The 17,940-nt window shown below is 67.8% G+C and carries 18 protein-coding genes; 4 read left to right on the forward strand and 14 right to left on the reverse strand.

Annotated features, from left to right (window positions below; all coding sequences use genetic code 11):
• Positions 1–30: 30 nt before the first annotated feature.
• The 6 genes from thrC to BW38_RS11780 all read right to left on the reverse strand — a co-directional run bounded on the left by thrC (position 31) and on the right by BW38_RS11780 (position 6,864).
• Positions 31–1,320 carry a threonine synthase gene (thrC, locus tag BW38_RS11800; protein WP_032976077.1) on the reverse strand — a complete coding sequence of 430 codons (1,290 nt, stop codon included), beginning with the start codon at positions 1,318–1,320 and terminating at the stop codon, positions 31–33.
• Positions 1,321–1,349: 29 nt separating this feature from the next.
• Positions 1,350–2,264, reverse strand: a complete 915-nt coding sequence (locus BW38_RS11795) for a homoserine kinase (RefSeq protein ID WP_032976078.1) — start codon at positions 2,262–2,264, stop codon at positions 1,350–1,352.
• Positions 2,261–4,765 (reverse strand): bifunctional aspartate kinase/homoserine dehydrogenase I, encoded by a 2,505-nt coding sequence (gene thrA / locus BW38_RS11790; RefSeq protein WP_032976079.1) that lies wholly within the window; start codon positions 4,763–4,765, stop codon positions 2,261–2,263. The genes BW38_RS11795 and thrA overlap by 4 nt, the downstream gene beginning before the upstream one ends.
• Before the next feature lie 85 nt (positions 4,766–4,850).
• A complete protein-coding gene (locus BW38_RS22005; RefSeq protein WP_200867501.1) occupies positions 4,851–4,988 on the reverse strand; it encodes a hypothetical protein in 138 nt (45 codons plus the stop codon).
• Positions 4,989–5,126: 138 nt separating this feature from the next.
• Positions 5,127–6,077 (reverse strand): DMT family transporter, encoded by a 951-nt coding sequence (locus BW38_RS11785; RefSeq protein ID WP_032976081.1) that lies wholly within the window; start codon positions 6,075–6,077, stop codon positions 5,127–5,129.
• 67 nt (positions 6,078–6,144) lie between these two features.
• Complete coding sequence (locus tag BW38_RS11780; RefSeq protein WP_032976082.1) at positions 6,145–6,864, reverse strand: AraC family transcriptional regulator; 720 nt, start codon at positions 6,862–6,864, stop codon at positions 6,145–6,147.
• An 81-nt stretch (positions 6,865–6,945) separates the two neighbouring features.
• Here BW38_RS11780 and BW38_RS11775 point away from each other — a divergent pair, with 81 nt between their 5' ends.
• Positions 6,946–7,728, forward strand: a complete 783-nt coding sequence (locus tag BW38_RS11775) for a DUF6491 family protein (protein ID WP_032976084.1) — start codon at positions 6,946–6,948, stop codon at positions 7,726–7,728.
• Here the strand turns inward: BW38_RS11775 and BW38_RS11770 are convergent.
• From BW38_RS11770 to BW38_RS11760, 3 genes are all read right to left on the reverse strand, one after another.
• Complete coding sequence (locus tag BW38_RS11770; protein WP_032976085.1) at positions 7,725–8,777, reverse strand: linear amide C-N hydrolase; 1,053 nt, start codon at positions 8,775–8,777, stop codon at positions 7,725–7,727. The two genes, BW38_RS11775 and BW38_RS11770, sit on opposite strands and share 4 nt — an antisense overlap.
• 63 nt (positions 8,778–8,840) lie before the next feature.
• Positions 8,841–9,254 carry a DUF6691 family protein gene (locus tag BW38_RS11765; RefSeq protein WP_032976086.1) on the reverse strand — a complete coding sequence of 138 codons (414 nt, stop codon included), beginning with the start codon at positions 9,252–9,254 and terminating at the stop codon, positions 8,841–8,843.
• Positions 9,251–9,688, reverse strand: a complete 438-nt coding sequence (locus BW38_RS11760) for a hypothetical protein (RefSeq protein ID WP_025874862.1) — start codon at positions 9,686–9,688, stop codon at positions 9,251–9,253. Before BW38_RS11760 ends, BW38_RS11765 begins: the two co-directional genes overlap by 4 nt.
• 117 nt (positions 9,689–9,805) lie before the next feature.
• Between BW38_RS11760 and BW38_RS11755 the strand changes: the two genes are divergently transcribed.
• Positions 9,806–10,093, forward strand: coding sequence for a metalloregulator ArsR/SmtB family transcription factor (locus BW38_RS11755; protein ID WP_032976155.1), 288 nt, complete (start codon positions 9,806–9,808; stop codon positions 10,091–10,093).
• Between the two features lie 3 nt (positions 10,094–10,096).
• On the opposite strand, the gene BW38_RS11750 is transcribed toward BW38_RS11755, so the two are convergent.
• From BW38_RS11750 to BW38_RS11730, 5 genes are all read right to left on the reverse strand, one after another.
• Positions 10,097–10,525 (reverse strand): BLUF domain-containing protein, encoded by a 429-nt coding sequence (locus BW38_RS11750; RefSeq protein WP_025874866.1) that lies wholly within the window; start codon positions 10,523–10,525, stop codon positions 10,097–10,099.
• An 82-nt stretch (positions 10,526–10,607) separates the two neighbouring features.
• Positions 10,608–11,747, reverse strand: a complete 1,140-nt coding sequence (locus tag BW38_RS11745) for a hybrid sensor histidine kinase/response regulator (protein WP_032976087.1) — start codon at positions 11,745–11,747, stop codon at positions 10,608–10,610.
• Positions 11,744–12,319, reverse strand: a complete 576-nt coding sequence (locus BW38_RS11740; RefSeq protein ID WP_025874869.1) for a chemotaxis protein CheB — start codon at positions 12,317–12,319, stop codon at positions 11,744–11,746. The genes BW38_RS11745 and BW38_RS11740 overlap by 4 nt, the downstream gene beginning before the upstream one ends.
• Positions 12,319–13,143 (reverse strand): CheR family methyltransferase, encoded by an 825-nt coding sequence (locus BW38_RS11735; RefSeq protein ID WP_032951761.1) that lies wholly within the window; start codon positions 13,141–13,143, stop codon positions 12,319–12,321. Before BW38_RS11735 ends, BW38_RS11740 begins: the two co-directional genes overlap by 1 nt.
• Complete coding sequence (locus BW38_RS11730) at positions 13,140–16,238, reverse strand: response regulator (protein ID WP_032976088.1); 3,099 nt, start codon at positions 16,236–16,238, stop codon at positions 13,140–13,142. The genes BW38_RS11735 and BW38_RS11730 overlap by 4 nt, the downstream gene beginning before the upstream one ends.
• Before the next feature lie 178 nt (positions 16,239–16,416).
• On the opposite strand from BW38_RS11730, the gene BW38_RS11725 reads away from it, so the two are divergent.
• Both BW38_RS11725 and BW38_RS11720 read left to right on the forward strand, forming a co-directional pair.
• On the forward strand, positions 16,417–17,544 hold the full coding sequence (locus BW38_RS11725; RefSeq protein WP_032976156.1) for a PAS domain-containing sensor histidine kinase: 1,128 nt from the start codon (positions 16,417–16,419) through the stop codon (positions 17,542–17,544).
• The gene (locus tag BW38_RS11720) at positions 17,541–17,900 is read left to right on the forward strand and encodes a response regulator (RefSeq protein WP_025874874.1); all 360 of its coding nucleotides are present in this window, start codon (positions 17,541–17,543) and stop codon (positions 17,898–17,900) included. Before BW38_RS11725 ends, BW38_RS11720 begins: the two co-directional genes overlap by 4 nt.
• The last annotated feature ends 40 nt before the right edge of the window (positions 17,901–17,940 follow it).

The raw sequence follows: 17,940 nt of genomic DNA on the forward strand, positions 1-17,940 counted from the left end.
CGCTGGCCGGCAACCACGCAGGCGCCTCCATCAACGCAACAACACCTCACGCAATGCCGCGTAGTCCGCCGCCAATGGTTCGGCATGTGCCGGACGCTGCAGCAATGCATCCAAGGCCGGCGGCACCGCCACTGCTTCGCCGATCAACGGTTCCACCACCGCCTCGAACTTGGCCGGGTGCGCGGTAGCAACCACCGCCCAGTCACCCTTGGCGCCACCGGCGCGCAGATCCTGCAGCACCTTCACCGCCGTGGCCGTGTGCGGGCAGAACAGTTCACCGTCGCTGGCATGGGCGCTGGCGATGGTCGCGCGGATGGTCACGTCATCCACTGCGAAGGCGCGGAACGCCGCCCGCAGCTCGGCATCGTCGCCCTGGTACAGCCAGCGCAGCCGCTCGAAGTTGCTGGGCGCGCCGACATCCATGGCGTTGGCCACGGTCGCAATGCTGGCCGCTGGCTGGTACGGATCGCCACTGAAATAGCGCGGCAGCACCGCGTTGGCGTTGGTGGCCAGCACGATCTGCCCGATCGGCACGCCCAGCGCGCGCGCCAGCACTGCCGCCATCGCATTGCCGAGGTTGCCGGTCGGCACCACCAGGTTCAAGCGCCGCTGATGCTGCGCATGATGGCTCAGCGCTGCATGCGCGTAATAGCTCATCTGCGGCAGCAGCCGGCCCAGGCTGATGCTGTTGGCGGAGCTCAGCGGCACCTGTGCCTGCAGATCGCGGTCGGCCAGCGCCTGCTTCACCATCGCCTGGCAATCATCGAACGAACCGGCCACCCGCAGCGCCTGGATGTTGTCGCCAAAGCAGCCGAGCTGGTGCGCCTGTCGCGGCGACACCCGCCCATCGGGATACAGCACCACCACGCGTACACCGGGCTGCCGATGGAAGGCCGCCGCTACGGCTGCACCGGTGTCACCGGAGGTGGCCACGACGATGGTCAGATCGCGGCCCTTGCCGGTCTGCAGCCGCGACAGCACACCGGCGAGGAAGCGCGCGCCGATATCCTTGAACGCCGCCGTCGGCCCATGGAACAGCTCCAGCACATGGTCACCGCTGTTGCGCAGCGCGCGCAATGGCACGGGGAAATCGAAGGCCTCACGGCAGATCGATGGCAAGGCCTCGGCCAGCACATCGCCCGAGAAGAACGGCGCCAGCAGGTCAGCGGCGGTATCGGCCAGGCTCGTACCGGCCTGCAGCGCGCGCGGCGCCGGCAGCACCTCCGGTACGTACAGGCCACCATCGGGGGCGAGACCGGCAGCGATGGCCGCACTGAGTCCAACGGCCGGCGACTGGCCGCGGGTCGAAACGAATTGCATGAGGTCGATATCCGGTAGGGAGGAAGGATTCAGCACAAGCAGGCTCCGGGTGCATCCAGCGGCGAGATCCAGGCATCACTGTCGAAGCCGGCAGCGGCAAACGCCGCACGCACCGGCTGCGCTGCCGCGCGCGCCCGGTCGGCATCTTCAAACCAGGCAAAGACGCTGGGCCCAGCGCCGGAAATGCCCGCGCCCATCGCGCCGGCGGCCAGTGCAGCATCGCGTGCCGCGTCGAAGCCCACGATCAGGCCCGCCCGCCGCGGTTCCACCAGCACATCGCGCAGGCCGGCGCGCACCAGCGAGGCATCGCTGCGATGGCAACCGCTCAACACCAGCGCCAGGTGGGCACTCTGCGCGACGAATTCGCCCAGCGCATAGCTGCCCTGCAGCGCCTGTCGTGCCCGCCGGGTCTCCAGCACCGCATGCGGATGCACCAGCAGGCTGTGCCAGCTGGCCGGTACCGGAATCGGCACCAAGCGATCAGCCGTGCACAGCGCCACGCCGCCCAGCAGCAGCGGGCCGACGTTGTCACCATGGCGGCCACCGCTGGCCACGGCTTCGCCATCCAGTGCGAACGGATACAGCGCCTCGCGCGGCAGCGGCATGTCCAGCACTGCATTGGCTGCCACCAGCGCGGCCACGCAGGAGGCCGCCGATCCGCCCATGCCGGAGCCGAACGGAATGCCCTTGTCGATCTCGATGGCGAAACCGAAGCCCAGCCCCAGCGCTGCACGCAGTGCGATCAGCGCGGCCCCTGCTGTATTGCCTGGTGCATCCAGCGGCAGTTCGACCGCACTGCCACGGATCGCATCGATGCGCACCAATGGTTCGTCGATGCGGCGGACGCTCACCGTATCGCCGATACCGGCGATGGCGTGGCCGAGGATGTCGAAGCCGACCGCCACGTTGGCCACCGATGCGGGTGCGAAAGCGCGTGCGATCACAGCCGCGCTCCTTCGCCGGCCGCCACCCGCAGCAGATCGGCGAACACGCCGGCAGCGGTGACTTCCGGGCCCGCGCCCGGGCCCTGCACCACCAGCGGGTTGTCGCAGTAGCGGCGGGTACGGAACTGCACCACGTTGTCGGTCAGCCGCAGGTTGGCGAACGCGTGGTCGGCCGGCAGCTCCTGCAGCCCGACCGACGCGCCATCCGGCCCCAGCCGCGCGACATAGCGCAGCACCGCACCGCGCTGGCGGGCATCGTGCAGCCGGGCCAGCAGCGCCTCATCGGAGGCACCCAGGCGGGCCATGAAATCGCCCACGCTTCCTTCGCGCAGCAACGCCGGCACCAGGCTCTCCACCTGCACCTGCTCCAGGCTGAGCGCGTGACCGGCCTCGCGGGCCAGGATCACCAGCTTGCGCGCAACATCCACGCCGGACAGGTCGTCGCGCGGATCCGGCTCGGTGTAGCCCATCGAGCGCGCCTGCGCGACCAGTGCCGAGAACGGCTGGCTGCCGTCAAAACGATTGAACAGCCAGGCCAGCGTGCCGGAGAAGATGCCTTCGATCGCCAGCACTTCGTCTCCGGTATCCACCAAGTCACGCAGCGTGGTGATCACCGGCAGGCCGGCACCCACCGTGGCCTCGTAGCGGAAGCGCGCACCACTGGCCGCCGCCGCCGCGCGGATGCGCTGGTAGCGTGCCAGCGGACCGGCGCCAGCCTGCTTGTTCGGGGTCACCACATGGATGCCGGCGGCCAGCCAGCCTTCATAGCGCTCGGCAACCTCTGCACTGCCACTGCAGTCGATCACCACCGCATGCGGCAGATGCGCGGCCAGCAGGTGCTCGGTGAAGTGGTCCAGATCGCTGGCCTGGCCGGCGTCCTGCAGCGCCTGGCGCCAGTCTTCATGCAGGCCATCGGCCTCCAGGCGCATGCGCGAGCGTGACGCAAGCGCGCGCAGGCGCAGATCGACATTGGCCTTGGCCAGCAACTGCGGGCGCGCCGCCAGCAGCTGGTCCAGCAGCGCAGCGCCAACATTGCCCGGACCGATCACCCCCACCGCGAACGTCTGCGGCGACAGCCAGAACCCGGCATGCGCGGCACGCAGCGCGCGGGTCGCGTCGGCGCTTGCCACCGCCACCGAGATGTTGCGTTCGGAGGACCCCTGCGCGATCGCCAGGATGTTCACCTGCGCCCGGCCCAGCGATTCGAACAGCCGTGCAGCCACACCCGGCTGGCCTGCCATGCCATCGCCCACGGCGGCCAGCACGCTGACGCCCTCGCTGACCTGCACGCGCTGCACCTGGCCGGCGGCCAGCTCGTGCGAGAACGCCTGCACCACGGCATCGCGACCACGCGCCGCTTCGCCTGCGCGGACAACACAGCAGATCGAATGTTCGGAAGAGCCCTGCGAGATCATCACCACCGAGACCTGTGCCTGGCGCAGCGCGGCGAACACCCGTTCGGCGGTACCCGGCACGCCGATCAGGCCGGTGCCTTCCAGGTTCAGCAGGGCCAGATCCGTGCTCAGCGTCAGCCCTTTCACCGGGCCACGTGGCGAGCGCTCGGCGCTGATCCGCGTACCCGGATGGCTGGGCTGGAAGGTATTGCGGATGAAGATCGGCAGGCCCAGCCGGATCGCCGGTGACATCGTCTGCGGATGCACCACTTTCGCCCCGAAATAGGCCAGCTCGCAGGCCTCGTCGTAGCTCAGCGCGTGCAGCTGCACGGCCTCCGGCACCAGCCGCGGGTCGGCCGACAGCACGCCGTCGACGTCGGTCCAGATATGCAGTTCATCGGCGGCGAGCAGTGCGGCGAAGATCGCGCCGGAGTAGTCACTGCCGTTGCGGCCCAGCGTGGTGACGCGGTCCTGGCGGTCGCGGGCGACGAAACCGGTGGCGACCACGCGCGACTGCGGGTGCCGCAGCCGCCACGCGGCAAGGCGGCCGGCACTGGCATCCCAGTCGACATCCACGCCCAGTTCGCCGTGGCCGACCACCAGCACATCGCGTGCATCCAGCACCGCGCAGTCCTCGCCCAGCGCGCGCAGGTGGGTACCAAGCAACTGTGCGGAGAACACTTCGCCCAGGCCCTGCACGCGGTCGAGCACCTCGCGTGGCAGTTCGCCGATCACCGCCAGCGCGGCCAGCACCTCGGCCAACTGGTCGAAGCGTGCATCGATCCAGTCCACGGTATCGCCCACCTGCTCACCCAGCAGCGCTACCGCGGCACCCCGATGCCGCGCGCGCAGCGCATGCCACGCCTCCTGCCAGCCGGCATCGCCCTGGGCTGCCAGGTGCGCCAGTTCAATCAGCGCATCGGTAACCCCCTTCATGGCCGAGACCACGCTGACCTGCAACGACTCGGGGCGGGCCAGCAGCAGGCCGGCGACATGGCGATAGCGCTCGGCGTCGGCCACCGAGGTGCCGCCGAACTTGTGCACGACAGTGGACGGCGCGGCCAATGCGGACGCGGCAGGCGAATGGGCGGGAGCGATGGAAGACATGCAGACCTCGGTTGGAGGCCCCGTCGCATGCAGGTGGTCGAGTTTCCCCGTCACCTGGATGGTGCGGGGCCGTTGTTTTCGGGAGTTACACGAAGACGACGGGCCGCACCAGGGCAGTGGTGGCGGTGGTGGTGGTAATGGTGGTGGTGATGGCGACCGGCGCAGTCGAACGGCCCGCGGTAGCGGGGGCGATCAGGCGGGCGTTGGCGGCATCAAGGACCATGGCCTACAGAAAACACCGCCGCGATGGCCGCTGTCAAGTGTTGCGGCGCAATATTTCCATGCAGCGATCATCGGCCAACGTGCCGGCATTTGGTTGCAACTGAGACCAACAGGTGATCGTCGCCCTCAATGCGTCGATTCAGCCGACATGTTCGGTGATTGCGCGCGGCGTGCGATGCGCATGCGCGCACAACAGCACCCCGCCCACCAGCAGCACGATCGCCAGCAGTTCCAGCAGGCTGGGCCAGCGCCGCTGCCAGGCGAAGGCGTACAGCAGCGCGAACAGGGTCTCGAACACGATCATCTGCCCGGTCAGGGTCAGCGGCAGCAGGCGACTGGCCCGGTTCCAGAACGCATTGCCGAGGATCGAGGCGACCACCGCCACGCTGGCGCTGATGGCCCAGAACCCACCCCATTGCGCAGCCGTATGCGCCTGGTTGTGTCCACTGAACGCCATCGGCACCAGCAGCAGCGACAACCCGCCGGTGGTGACGCCGGTCAGCAGTGACCAGTCGTGGCTGGAAAGGTCGGGCCGCCGCGACAGCCAGCGGCTGTTGCCGATGGAATACAGCGCCCACGAGAACAACGCACCGAACGCGCACAGCAGGCCGATCAGGCGTTGCCGCCAAGGCGTGCCCAGATGCTCGGACATCAGCGCCTCCCAGCCGACCATCGCTACGCCGAGCACGCACAGCGCCAGCGCCGGCAGCAGCTGCTTCAACGGCACCGCACCCTGCTCGCGCACGCCCACCAGGGTGACCACGACCGGAATCAGGCCGACAATCAACGAAGCAGCGGCGCCACCGGCCCACTGCACCGCCGTGGCCAACAGCAGGAAGTACACCAGGTTGCCGGCCAGGCTGAGCCACAACAGGCCGATCCACTCGGCGCGACCGAGCTTCGGCGCCAGCCGCTTCCAGCGCGGCAGCAGCAGGACCACGGCGATCAGGCCATAAACCAGATAGCGGCCGGCGGAAAGCTGCAGGGCATTGAACGTGCTCAACACGGCGGGCGCGAGGAAGACCACGCCCCACAGCGCACCGGCGGCGATGCCATTGGCGATGCCCAGGGCAATCGGGTTGTTGCGCATTGCAGGTTCACAGCAAGAACGGGCCGCGCAGTGTAAGCGGCCCCTTGCCGACCGGTCTTGACCGAGGCTACTGCCGGTTCGCTTCCGCAGTGTTGGGTGTGGCTCGCCGCCATGCCGCCGGCGTCTGCCCGCATTCGCGGCGCAGCGCACGGGTCAGTGCACTCTGCTCGGAATACCCTGCGGCCAGTGCGATATCGCTGATCGATGCCGGGCTGACCCGCAACTGGTGCTTGGCCCAGCGCAGGCGGCTGGCACTGAGCCACGCCTGCGGGCTGAGCCCGAACTCACTCCGGAACACCGCATGCAGGCGGCTTTCGCTGATGCCGACAAAGGCAGCCATGCGCGCTACCGACCATGCCTGCCCCGGTATCGCCTCGACCGCAGCGCACAGGCCCTGCAGGCGCGCACCACTACCGGCAGGCGCGAAGACCCGCAGCAGTTCCGGCAGCAGCGCTGGCACAGGCCGGCCCGTCTGCACCTGGGCAAGCCGCTGCCGCAGCGACAGCGGGAGATGCAGCCAGCGCTGCCGGCACAGGTGCTCCTGGGTCGCGTCATCGAGCACGCCCGGCCCGCAGTCGACAATCACGAAACCATTGGGGCCGTCGGCCATCTGGTCGTGCGCCTCGCCGGCCGCCACGAATGCGCCCTGCAGCAGGTCAAGACGGCCGCCCCTGCCCTCCATCTCGAACTGCAGCTCACCCTGCAGCGGCAGCACCCACTGCGCATAGCCGTGGCGATCCAGGCCGGTGGCCTGACCGTAGTGCCGTAGATGGAAGATGGCGCCCATCCGAGCAGTCTGCGCGTGTAACACTTGCCGTGCAAACCGCTGCTATAGTCGGCCCGTCATCCAACGCAGGGAGTGCAGGACATGACTTACAGGCACGCATCCATGGTACTGGCCGCCAGCCTCGCGCTGGTGCTCACCGCCACGGCTTCGGCACAGGAACGCATGCCACCGGCCCCGCACTGCATGGACGCTGTCGGCGTCCAGGAAGTGGAGCAGGCATCACCGCGCTCGATCGCGCTGCGTGCCGCCTCCGGCCAAGCCTATCGCATCGACTTCGCCGAGGATTGCCCCGGCGTCCGCGCAGCCACCACGTTGAAGCTGGAAGCACCCGCCGGCTGGGCCTGCGGTCGTCCCAGCGAGCGCGTTGTGGTCGATGGCCACAGCTGTGCCGTCAGTGCAGTCACCCCGGTCCAGGCCCGCGACTATGCCAGCGTGGCCCGCGACAGCGACAGCCTGCGCACGGCCACCCTGCCCGCCCTGACGATCCGCCAACGCAAGGACGTCCGTCGCGGCTTCGGCGGCTCGGCCTCGTACTGCTTCGCCACCCGCAATGTGCGCGGCTGGTCGTCCGACACGCAGGGCATGCTGGTGGAAACCAACCCGCTGCGTAGCGGCGGCCATCGCTTTTACCGTGTTGAACTGGGCAGCCACTGCCTCCAGCTGGACCGCTCGCCGGAATTGAGCTTCCAATCCGGCATGCAGAACGGCCTGATCTGCGGCAACCCCGGCGACCGCGTGGTTACGGCCGATTTCGCCAGCTTCGACGAGCGCAGCGACGCGGTGGCGCCGCTGCCCCGCTTCACCCGCCGCGGCGCCTGCACGATCCAGGCGGTCTACCCGGCCTCCAGCCAGGCGTCGAACTAGCCGTCGACGCCGAGGAAGGTGAACGGTGCGCTGGGTACGAAATGGCCCAGTGCATCGCCGGCGAAGGTATTGCGCTGGTCACGGCCGAGATCGAGCTTGAGCACCTTTCCGCCGAAATCGACCTTGGTCAGGTCGACCCAGAAGGTGTTGGGCGTCAGTGCCGACTCGAAGAAATACAGGCGCCGCTTGTGGTCGGCGACCGTACGCCAGCGGGTGGACGAGATGTTGGGCTCGCCCGGCGTGGTGATGCCGAACGGTACCGACACGTTGCGGATCACGCTGAACACACTGGCCAGCGCCTCCACCGGATCTTCCGCTTTCGGAATCGCGTTGATGTAGAAGGAGGCCCGCGCGAAGCGGTCGGCCGAACGGTTGGTGCCCGGCAGCATCACCGTGCCACCGATCTGCTGCCAGTAGCTGTTCAATGCCAGCTGCTGGTCGAAGACCGGCGAATTGGTCATCACCTGATAGCGCCGATCATGGTGGATCACCTGGCGCCCGCCGATGTATTCGACGATCGCGCTGTCACCCGTGGCGTCGGACAGCGACAGATGCAGCGTCGCCTGGCGGTCCTCGCCCGGCACCTTGTCGGTGACGATCGAGTACGGTTCGCGCTGCAGCGCAGTCACCGCCTCTTCCACCGTCGCGAAATTATCCAGCACGTACTGCGCCCACAACGAGATGGACAGGCCGGGCTTGCCGCTGCGCTGGGCCGGGTACTCCGACTCGACCAGCCACAGCAGGTTGGCGACCAGGCCCTTCTCGTTCATGCCATCGGTGGTGGAAATGTCATAGCCGGTGGCCACCACGCTGCCGTAGCGTGCAGTCCAGGCGATCGACCCAGGCCCCGCCTTTCCGGTGCGCGCAATGCCACGCGGCAACACGTAGAGATTGGTGGCCACGTCCACTTTCCAGTCCATCGAGCGGGCGGTGATGACATCGCCGTTGTCGCCCAGATACACCGCGCGCGTGCAGGCCATCGCCGGCATTGCCGCCGTCGCCAGTGCCGCCGCCAGCAACGCGCCGCCTTTCCATTTCATCCGTGCCATGTCGTCCTCCGTTCCCCGGGAAAGGTGATCTGAACCCCGCAACGGTGAGACGAACGTGAAGCCTCAGCGCAGCCAGCGATCATGCAGCCAGAAACCGGCAGCCATCGCTGGCACGAACCACAGGGCTTCGCGCGCGCCCACCGCCAACGCGGCCAGCGCGGGCCCCGGGCAATAGCCGACCCAGCCCCAGCCGATACCGAACAGCGCCGCACCCAGCAGCAACCGCGTGTCGACAGCCTGCGCCGTCGGCAGCTCGAAACGTTCGGCGCACCATGGCCGCTGCCGCCGCCGCAGCCAGAATTGACCCAGTGCGCTGACCAGCAGCGCCGACGCCAGCACCCAGGCCAGCGTGGGATCGAAGTCGCCAGCCACATCAAGGAACCCCAGCACGCGACGCGGATCGGTCATGCCGGCCAGCGCGAGGCCGGCACCGAACAGGCCGCCGGCCACACCTGCCGCCCACAACCTGCGGCTCATGCCAGGCCTCCGCCGTGACGTAGCAGGAACGTGGTGAGCATCGCGCAGGCCATGAACACCAGCACCGCCACCAGCGATCGCCGCGATCCACGGGCGAGGCCACAGACACCGTGGCCGCTGGTGCAGCCGTTGCCCAGCCGCGTACCCAGGCCCACCAGGACACCGGCAGCGATCAATTGCCAGGCCGGCAGCGCGTCGCGCAGCAAGGCGCGTGGTGGTTGTCCTGCACCCGCCTGCCAGCTCAACACCGCTGCCGCCGCCGACATCAGTCCGAGCAGGAAAGCCCAGCGCCAACCACGATCACCGCGCGGCGCGGCAGCGGCGCCGGCAGCGATACCGCTGATGCCCGCCACCCGACCGAGCGTGGCCAGCAGCAGCACCGCCGACGCACCGATCAGGCCGCCGCCTGCAATTGCCGCCCATGGCAGGTTCATGCCCTGCCCCTCTGCATCGCGCGCATCGGCTTGCCCTTCAATTTAGATTTCTCTAAATTAGATTTTCCTGAACTACCGAGTCAAGCCGTGCCCAGCATCACCACCGACAGTGCCGCGATGGCTACGCATGCCGCACAAGCGGCTGCCCTGCTGAAATCGCTGGCACACCCGGCGCGACTGCGCGTGTTGTGTCGCCTGGTGGAAGGCGAAGCACCGGTGCCGGAACTGCAGGCCCTGACTGGCCTGAGCGCATCGGCGCTGTCACAGCATCTGGCCGTGCTGCGCAATCTGGATGTGGTGGCAACGCGGCGGCAGGCACAGGCACTGCACTATCGGCTGCTGGAGGGTCCGGCGCTGGGAGTGCTGCAGGCCTTGCACGCGGCGTACTGCGTCCCGCAGCGTTAGCGGTCAGCCCGCGCTGAGTACCGGCCGCACGACCTCGGCCAACAGATCCACTGCCGTAAGCACGACGCTGTCACCGTTTACCGAGCGGGCGAATCCCGACCAGTCGCCTGCGGAAAGCTGACGCAGCAGCGCGGCGTCGACCGGCAGCCCGCGCATTGCCCAGTACGGAAACTGGCGCTGGCCCAGCCGGCCACGCGCCAGCTCGACGATGTCGACATGGCTGCCGGCCTGCAGGATGCGCTCATAGACCGAATCGATGCCATCAGGCGGGCCTTCGATGTACTGCAGGAAGCGTTCGCCGTCATGCAGCAGCACACCCGTCACCCCTGCCATCTTGTTGAAGCGCGAGGCATCCTCGACCAGCGTCTGCAGACGTGCGGCAGACAGATCCGGCTTGGCCTGGCTGACATAGGCGATGGCACGCAGTGGCATGGAGCTTCCTTTGCAAGAGTGGTGCCACGGTAGCAGTTGCGGACGAGCCCGTCTCAGTTCGCTCACGCGCCAGCTGAAGAATTCAGGAAACCGCCGGACTGCGCAAATCGGATCGACGAGGCAGCAGCGCCTCGAACACCACGTGCCCTGCCTCATTGCGCGCGCTCAACTGGCCACCATGGGCACGCACGAACTGGTCAACGATGTACAGCCCCAGCCCGAGCCCGTTGCTCTGGTGGAAGCTGGCCTTGAAGGGTTCGAACAGGCGCGGCAGCAACGCCTCATCGACATGGCCGGTGTTGCGTACGCGCAGCGCGACCACCCGTGCATCGCCACCATCGACCTGCACCTGCACCGTCGCGTCGGCGCCATGGGTGAGTGCGTTGCCGACCAGGTTGGCGACGATCTGACCAAGGCGATCCATGTCGCCCTGCAGCGTCGAATCGCCACGGACATCCAGCGCGATACGGTCGGTTCGATGGCCGGCACCGGCCTCGACCAGCACCGCACGCGTCACCTCGGCCAGGTCACAGACGCTGCTCTGCAGGCGCAGGCCACCGCTGCGGATCCGCGAGAAGTCCAGCAGCTGCTCGACCATGCGTGCCATCCGCAGCGTGCTGGCCTCCAGGTAGCTCAGTGTCTGCTGCGCACCGGCATTGTCGTCCGGCAGTTCCAGCGACAGCTTGTCGGCACACAGCAGGATGGCCGACAGCGGCGTGCGCAGGTCGTGGGTCAGCACCGCGGCCATGGTCTCGTTGAGCTTCAACGCGCGCTCCAGCGCTTCGTTGCGCGCCTTCAGCAGCTGCCGCTGCTGGTAGAGCTCGATGAACACATTGACCTTGCTGAGGATCACCTGCGGTGCAACCGGCTTGTGCAGGAAATCCACCGCGCCGGTCTCGTAGCCCTTGAACACCCGCAACGGATCATCCGGCGAGGCGGTCAGGAAGATGATCGGCACATCCCGGCTGCGCTGCGAGCCGCGCATCAGCTCGGCCAGCATGAAACCGTCAATCTCCGGCATGTGCACGTCCAGCAGCGCCAGCGCTACCTCATGCTCCAGCAGCAGCTCCAGCGCCTGCGCGCCAGAGTCCGCCAGCAACAGGTTGACGCCCTCGCGGCGCAGCAGCGCCTGCATGGCCACCAGGTTCTGCGGCACGTCGTCGACGATCAGCAGGTTGACCGGCGCCTGCGACTGGGCAGGGTCCGGCGGCAGCAGGTTCATGCAAACAACTCCTTCAGGCGGCGGCACATCAGTTCAAGGGGCAGCACGGCGTCGGCGCCGGCATGCTGCAGGGCAGAGGCCGGCATCATCGATGCCTCGGCCTCCTCGGGGCATTGCAACCAGGCCTGGCCGCCAGCGGCGCGCACGGCGGCCACGCCATCACTGCCATCGCTGCTGGCACCGGTCAGCAGGATCGCCAGCACACCCGTGCCGAACGCGGCTGCGGCCGATTCGAACAGCGGATCGATGGCCGGCCGCGAGAACAGCACCGGTTCGTCCATCGAAAGTGCGATGGCCTGCGTGTCCTCCACCAGCAGGTGGTAGTCCGGCGGCGCGAACGTCACCGTTCCGGCCTGCAGGGGCTGCTTGTCCTCCGCTTCGCGCAGGACCAACGTGCAGTACGGCGCCAGCACCTCGGCGATGCGGCTGGAACGGTCGCGCGGCAGGTGCAGCACCACCAGCACCGGCACCGGCAGGGTGGCCGGCAACGCACCCAGCACGATCTGCAGGGCGGCCACGCCACCGGCCGATGCGCCGATCACCACCACGTCAGGGTGGGACATCGCCGCCATCAGGCCACCTTCCGGTACAGGCGGTGCTCCCGCGAACAGGCTTCGAAGGCATCGTGATGGCGACCGAACTGCAGCGACTCCTTGCTGCCCAGGCCGAGGAAGCCGCGATGCACCAGGGCTTCGCGGAACAGGCCCACCGCCCGATCCTGCAGGTCGCGGTTGAAATAGATCAGCACGTTGCGGCAAGACACCAGGTGCACTTCCGAAAACACCGTGTCGGTGGCCAGGCTGTGGTCGGCAAACACCACGTTGCGGCGCAGCTGGCGGTCGAAGACCGCGCCGTCGTAAGCGGTGCTGTAATAGTCCGACAGTGACGCGGTGCCGCCGGCGGCGAGGTAGTTCCGGCTGAACTGGGCCAGGCGGTCGATGCCGTAGGCGCCGGCCTCAGCCGTGGCCAGTGCCGCGGGGTTGATGTCGGTGGCGTAGACGATGCTGCGCTCAAGCAGGCCTTCCTCGTGCAGCAGGATCGCCAGCGACCACACTTCCTCGCCGGTACTGCAGCCGGCCACCCACAGCTTCACCGAGGGATAGGTGCGCAGCACCGGTACCACCTGTTCGCGCATCTGCCGGAAATACTCCGGGTCACGGAACATCTCCGAAACCTGCACGGTGAAGAACTGCATCGCCTGGGCGAACAGCTCTGGCTCGTGCAGCAGCCGATGCTGCAGGTCCGACAGGCGCTCGCACTCGTAGCGCTGCATAGCCTGGCTGACGCGACGGCGCAGCGAGGACACCGCATAGCTGCGGAAGTCGTAGTGGTAGCGCTGGTACAGCGCCTCCAGCAGCACCTTCAGCTCCAGGTCGAACAGCGCCTGCTCGTTCATTGCCGCGAGCACCAGACCCGGCACAGCGATACCAGCTTGTCCACGTCGATGGGCTTGGCGATGTAGTCGTTGGCACCGGCCTGCAGGCAGCGTTCACGGTCATCGGGCATGGCCTTGGCGGTCAGCGCGATGATCGGCAGGTCCTGCAGGTGGCGCTGCGCGCGGATCTCGCGCATCGCCTGCAGGCCATCCTTCTCCGGCATCATGATGTCCATCAGCACCAGGTCCACCTCGCGCTGGGCCAGGCGGTCGACGGCCTCCTGGCCATTGCGGGCGATCTCCAGCGTCACCCCCAGCGGCTCCAGCACGCTGGACAGCGCGAAGATGTTGCGCACGTCGTCCTCGGCCAGCAGCACGGTGCGTCCGTCGAGCACGGTGTCGCGGCGGCGCGCTTCGCGCAGCAGGCGCTGCTGGTCGCTGGGCAGGTTGGCCTCCACGCTGTGCAGGAACAGCGTCACCTCGTCGAGCAGGCGCTCGGGCGAGCGTGCACCCTTGATGATGATGCTCTTGGAGTAGCGGCGCAGGCGCTGCTCTTCTTCGCGGCTGAGGGCACGGCCGGTATAGACGATGACCGGCGGGAAGCCGACATCATCGTTGCCTGCCATGTGCTCGAGCAGGTCGTAGCCACTGCCGTCGGGCAGCGACAGGTCCATCACCATGCAGTCGAAGGTGACCGTGCTCAGCTGCTCCACCGCTGCGGCAAGCGTACCGACAGCAGCGATCTGCAGCTGATCGCGGCCCAGCAGCAGTTCCAGGTTGCGGCGCAGATCGTTGTCGTCCTCCACGATCAGCAGGCGCCGCACGTCGCGCTGGCTGGTCTGTTCAAGCTGTTCGATGGCAGCCACCAGGCGCTCGCGCGTGGTCGGCTTGATCGCAAAGCCGATCGCGCCCAGTTCGCGTGCCACCTGGCCGCGGTCCATGCCCGAGACCACATGCACCGGAATGTGCCGGGTGTCGGGGTTGCGCTTGAGCCGTTCAAGCACGGTCAGGCCCGAGACGTCGGGCAGGCCGATGTCCAGCAGGATGCCGTTGGGACGCAGGTCCGCCGCCAGCGCCAGCGCCTCTTCGGCCGTGGTGGCCACCACGCAGTCGAAATCAAGCTCGTGCGCCAGCGTCACCAGGGCTTCGGCGAAGACCGCATCGTCCTCCACGGCCAGGATCAAGCGTCCCGCATGGTGGCGGCGGCCACGGTCATCGGCCACCGCTGCCACCGGCGCGGCACTGGACCGCTGGGCAAGGGGGGCTGGTGCCACGGGGGGGGCGGGTACCGGCTGCACGGGCACCGGCGCTGCGGCGCCTGCGGCGGCCTCGGCTGCCGGCGCGCCCTGCAGCGGCAGTTCGAGAATGAAGCAGCTGCCGCGGCCCGGCTCGCTGTCCACCTGGATGTCACCGCCCATGCGCACCGCAAGGTCACGCGAAATCGACAGGCCCAGGCCGGTGCCGCCGTAACGGCGACGGGTGCTGCCATCGGCCTGGCGGAACGCTTCGAAGATCAGCTGCAGCTGGTCGCGTGCAATGCCGATGCCGCTGTCGGCCACTTCGAATCGGATCCGGCCATTGCCGCCGCTGCGAACGTGCAGGCTCACCTTGCCGTGCTCGGTGAACTTGACCGCATTGGCCAGCAGGTTCTTCAGGATCTGCTGCAGGCGCTGGTTGTCGGCCACCAGCTGGCTGGGGGCCAGGCCATCGGACTCGATCTGCAGCGTCAGGCCCTTCTGCCGCGCCATCGGCTCGAAGGTTTCGCGCAGTCGCTGCAGCACGCTGTCGACCACCACCACTTCGTCGGCCAGTTCGACGTGCCCTGCTTCGATGCGCGACAGGTCCAGGATGTCGTTGATCAGCGCCAGCAGGTCGTTGTTCGACGACAGGATGGCGCGGGCGTACTTGACCTGCTCGTCGCTGAGCGAGCCGTCCTTGTTGTCGGCCAGCAGCTTGGCCAGGATCAACGAACTGTTGAGCGGGGTGCGCAGCTCGTGCGACATGTTGGCCAGGAACTCGGACTTGTAGCGCGAGGTGGCGGCCAGTTCATTGCTGTTGCGCACCAGCTGCCCCTGCGCGACCAGCAGCGCCTGCTTCTGCGCCTCCAGCTCGTGGGTGCGCTCTTCCAGCTGCACGTTGCTCTGCTCCAGCTCGGCCTGCTGCTGTTCCAGATGCGTCTGCGACTGCATCAGGCTGCGGCTCTGCTCTTCCAGCTCCTCGTTGGCCACCCGTAGCTCTTCCTGCTGTGCCTGCAGTTCTTCGCCCTGGCGCTGCGACTCTTCCAGCAGCACCACCAGCTGTGCGCGCAGCATCGAGGTGCGCAGGGCCATGCCGATGGTCTCGGCGCAGCGCAGCAGCAGCTCGTCATCCAGCGCCCGCTGTTCGCCAACCGCCGCCCGGCCCAGCTCGAGCACGCCCACGATCGCGCCGTCGCTGCTGACCGGGGCAAGGATCCGTTCACGCACAGGCACGCGCCCCAGGCTGGTCTGCAGCTCCAGCGGCGCCGCTTCATCCCCCTGCAGATGCCGCGCCCGCTGGTCGCGGGCCACCTGCCCTGCCACCCCTTCCTGCAGGCCCAACGTGGCCGGGATGCCGTTCGGCAACGCCAGCCCACCGGTCAGCTGCAGGCGTCCGCCTTCCAGCCGGTAGAGCGCACCGACATCGGCACCCAGCTGGGTCGCCAGCGTCGACACCGCCGCTTCGGCGATCTGTTCCGGCCCGAGCTCACCGCGCAGGCTGAGCGCCACCGCGTTCTCCGCCTCCTGCAGCCACAGCGCACGCATCGCCTCGCGTCGCGCCTGGATGGCGCGCGAGGCGATGAGTGCGATCATCAGGAAAGCCGCGCCACCGATCGACCGGTTGACGAACGAGAAGGATGAGTTGTTGCTGGCCGGCGCCACGTTGTAGCCCACCGCCAGCAGTACGCAGGCGCTGACAGCCACCACGAACGGCACCCGGGCGCTGCGCTGGAACACAGTGACGCCGATGGCCATGAAATAGGCCAGCCACACGGCATAGCCCAGGGGTACCACCAGTTCCAGCGCGGCCGTAGCCGCCACCAGTACCGCCGACGTCATCCAGATCCAGCGGTCACGCGTAGTCGCACCAGGACGCATGCAGGTCGGTTCCAGTTTGGAAAAGGGGACTGATGTTACTCCTTGTCGCATTCAGCCGCATACGACCAATGGCACAGGCGTCGCATGCACGTCCTCTTCACACTCCACTGCCTACGTTCTCGTGCCTGACAGAGGTAATACGCATTTCATCGTGGTCGCTGCCGCTTCGACGCCGTCCGTGTTGACGGACCCTTCCCGACAGCTGCGATTGCTGATCGACAGCGTGCGCGACCATGCGCTGTACCTGCTCGATCCCGATGGCATCGTCTGCAGCTGGAACCCCGGCGCCGAACGCATCAAGGGCTACCGGTCGGAAGAAGTCATCGGCACCCACTTCGGCCGCTTCTACCTGCCCGCTGATCGCGATACGGGAGAGCCACAGCGCCTGCTGCGGCTGGCGGCGGAATGCGGACACCATGCCGCTGAGGGTTGGCGGGTGCGCCGAGATGGGTCTCCCTTCCGTGCCAGCGTGGTCATCGAGTCGGTGGTCGAGAACGGTGAGCTCGTGGGCTTCGTCAAGATCACCCGCGACATCACCGAACAGTGGCAGGCGCAACGGCTGCTGCGCGATGCGCAGCGGGCGCTGCGCCAGACCCAGCAGTTCGAGACGGTCGGCCAGCTCAGCCGCGGCCTTGCCCATGAGTTCAACAACCTGCTGACCACCATCGTCAACGCGCTGGACCTGCTGTCGGCACGCATGGGCGATGACGAGCGTGCCAACATCCTGTTGACCACCGCGCAGGCGGCCAGCGATCGTGGCGCACTGCTGACCCGGCAGCTGCTGGCCTTCAGCACCGGGCAGACCCTGATCCGCGAAACGCTGGACATCAATGCGCGGATCCGCGACTGGTTGCCCGCCCTGCAGGCCACCTGCCCTGCCGGCGTCACCCTGGAAACCGCGCTGGCTGCGGGCCTGCCTGCCATACTCAGTGATACCGTGCAGCTGCAGACCGCGCTCGCCAACCTGGTCGGCAACGCTGCGGACGCTACGGTAGGTGGCGGCCGGGTATTGATCGCCACCGCGCTGGAGCACCGCATGGACCCCGACGCCGACACATCCCGGCAACGGACCTATGTGACGTTGAGCGTCTGCGATGAGGGACACGGCATGGCCCCGGACATCGCCGAACGCGCGACCGAGCCTTTCTTCACCACCAAGGACATCGGCAAGGGCAGCGGCCTGGGCCTGAGCCAGGTGTTCGGATTCACCACCCAGAGCGGCGGCTTCGTAGACGTGTCCACCACGCCCGGTGTTGGCACCACGGTCAGCCTGCTGCTACCCGCCACAGAGGAACCCAACCCATGACCGATGATCCGATCCGCGTACTGATGGTGGAGGACCAGACCGATCTGCGTGAGATGATCGGCCTGGCCCTGCGCGACTTCGGCATCGACGTGGCTACCACGGCCGATGCGCAGGAAGCGGTCGCGCTGCTGCAGGGCGATACGCGTTTCGATGTGGTGTTCAGTGACATCAGCATGCCCAACGGCATGTCGGGCATCGAGCTGAGCGAGCATGTTGCGCGCGACCAGCCGCAGGCGCGGATGATCCTTTCCTCCGGCTACGCACGCTCGCAGTTGCCGCCGCTGCCCGAGCAGGTGGAATTCCTGCCCAAGCCTTACCGCCTGCGGCAGCTGGTGGAGCTGCTCAGGCAGGCCTGAGCCGTTGCCGCCCTGCCAGGCATGGCCTGGCACTACTGGG

The sequence above is a fragment of the Stenotrophomonas sp. RIT309 genome (assembly GCF_000632045.1).
In the GTDB taxonomy this organism is placed as follows: Bacteria; Pseudomonadota; Gammaproteobacteria; order Xanthomonadales; family Xanthomonadaceae; genus Stenotrophomonas; species Stenotrophomonas indicatrix.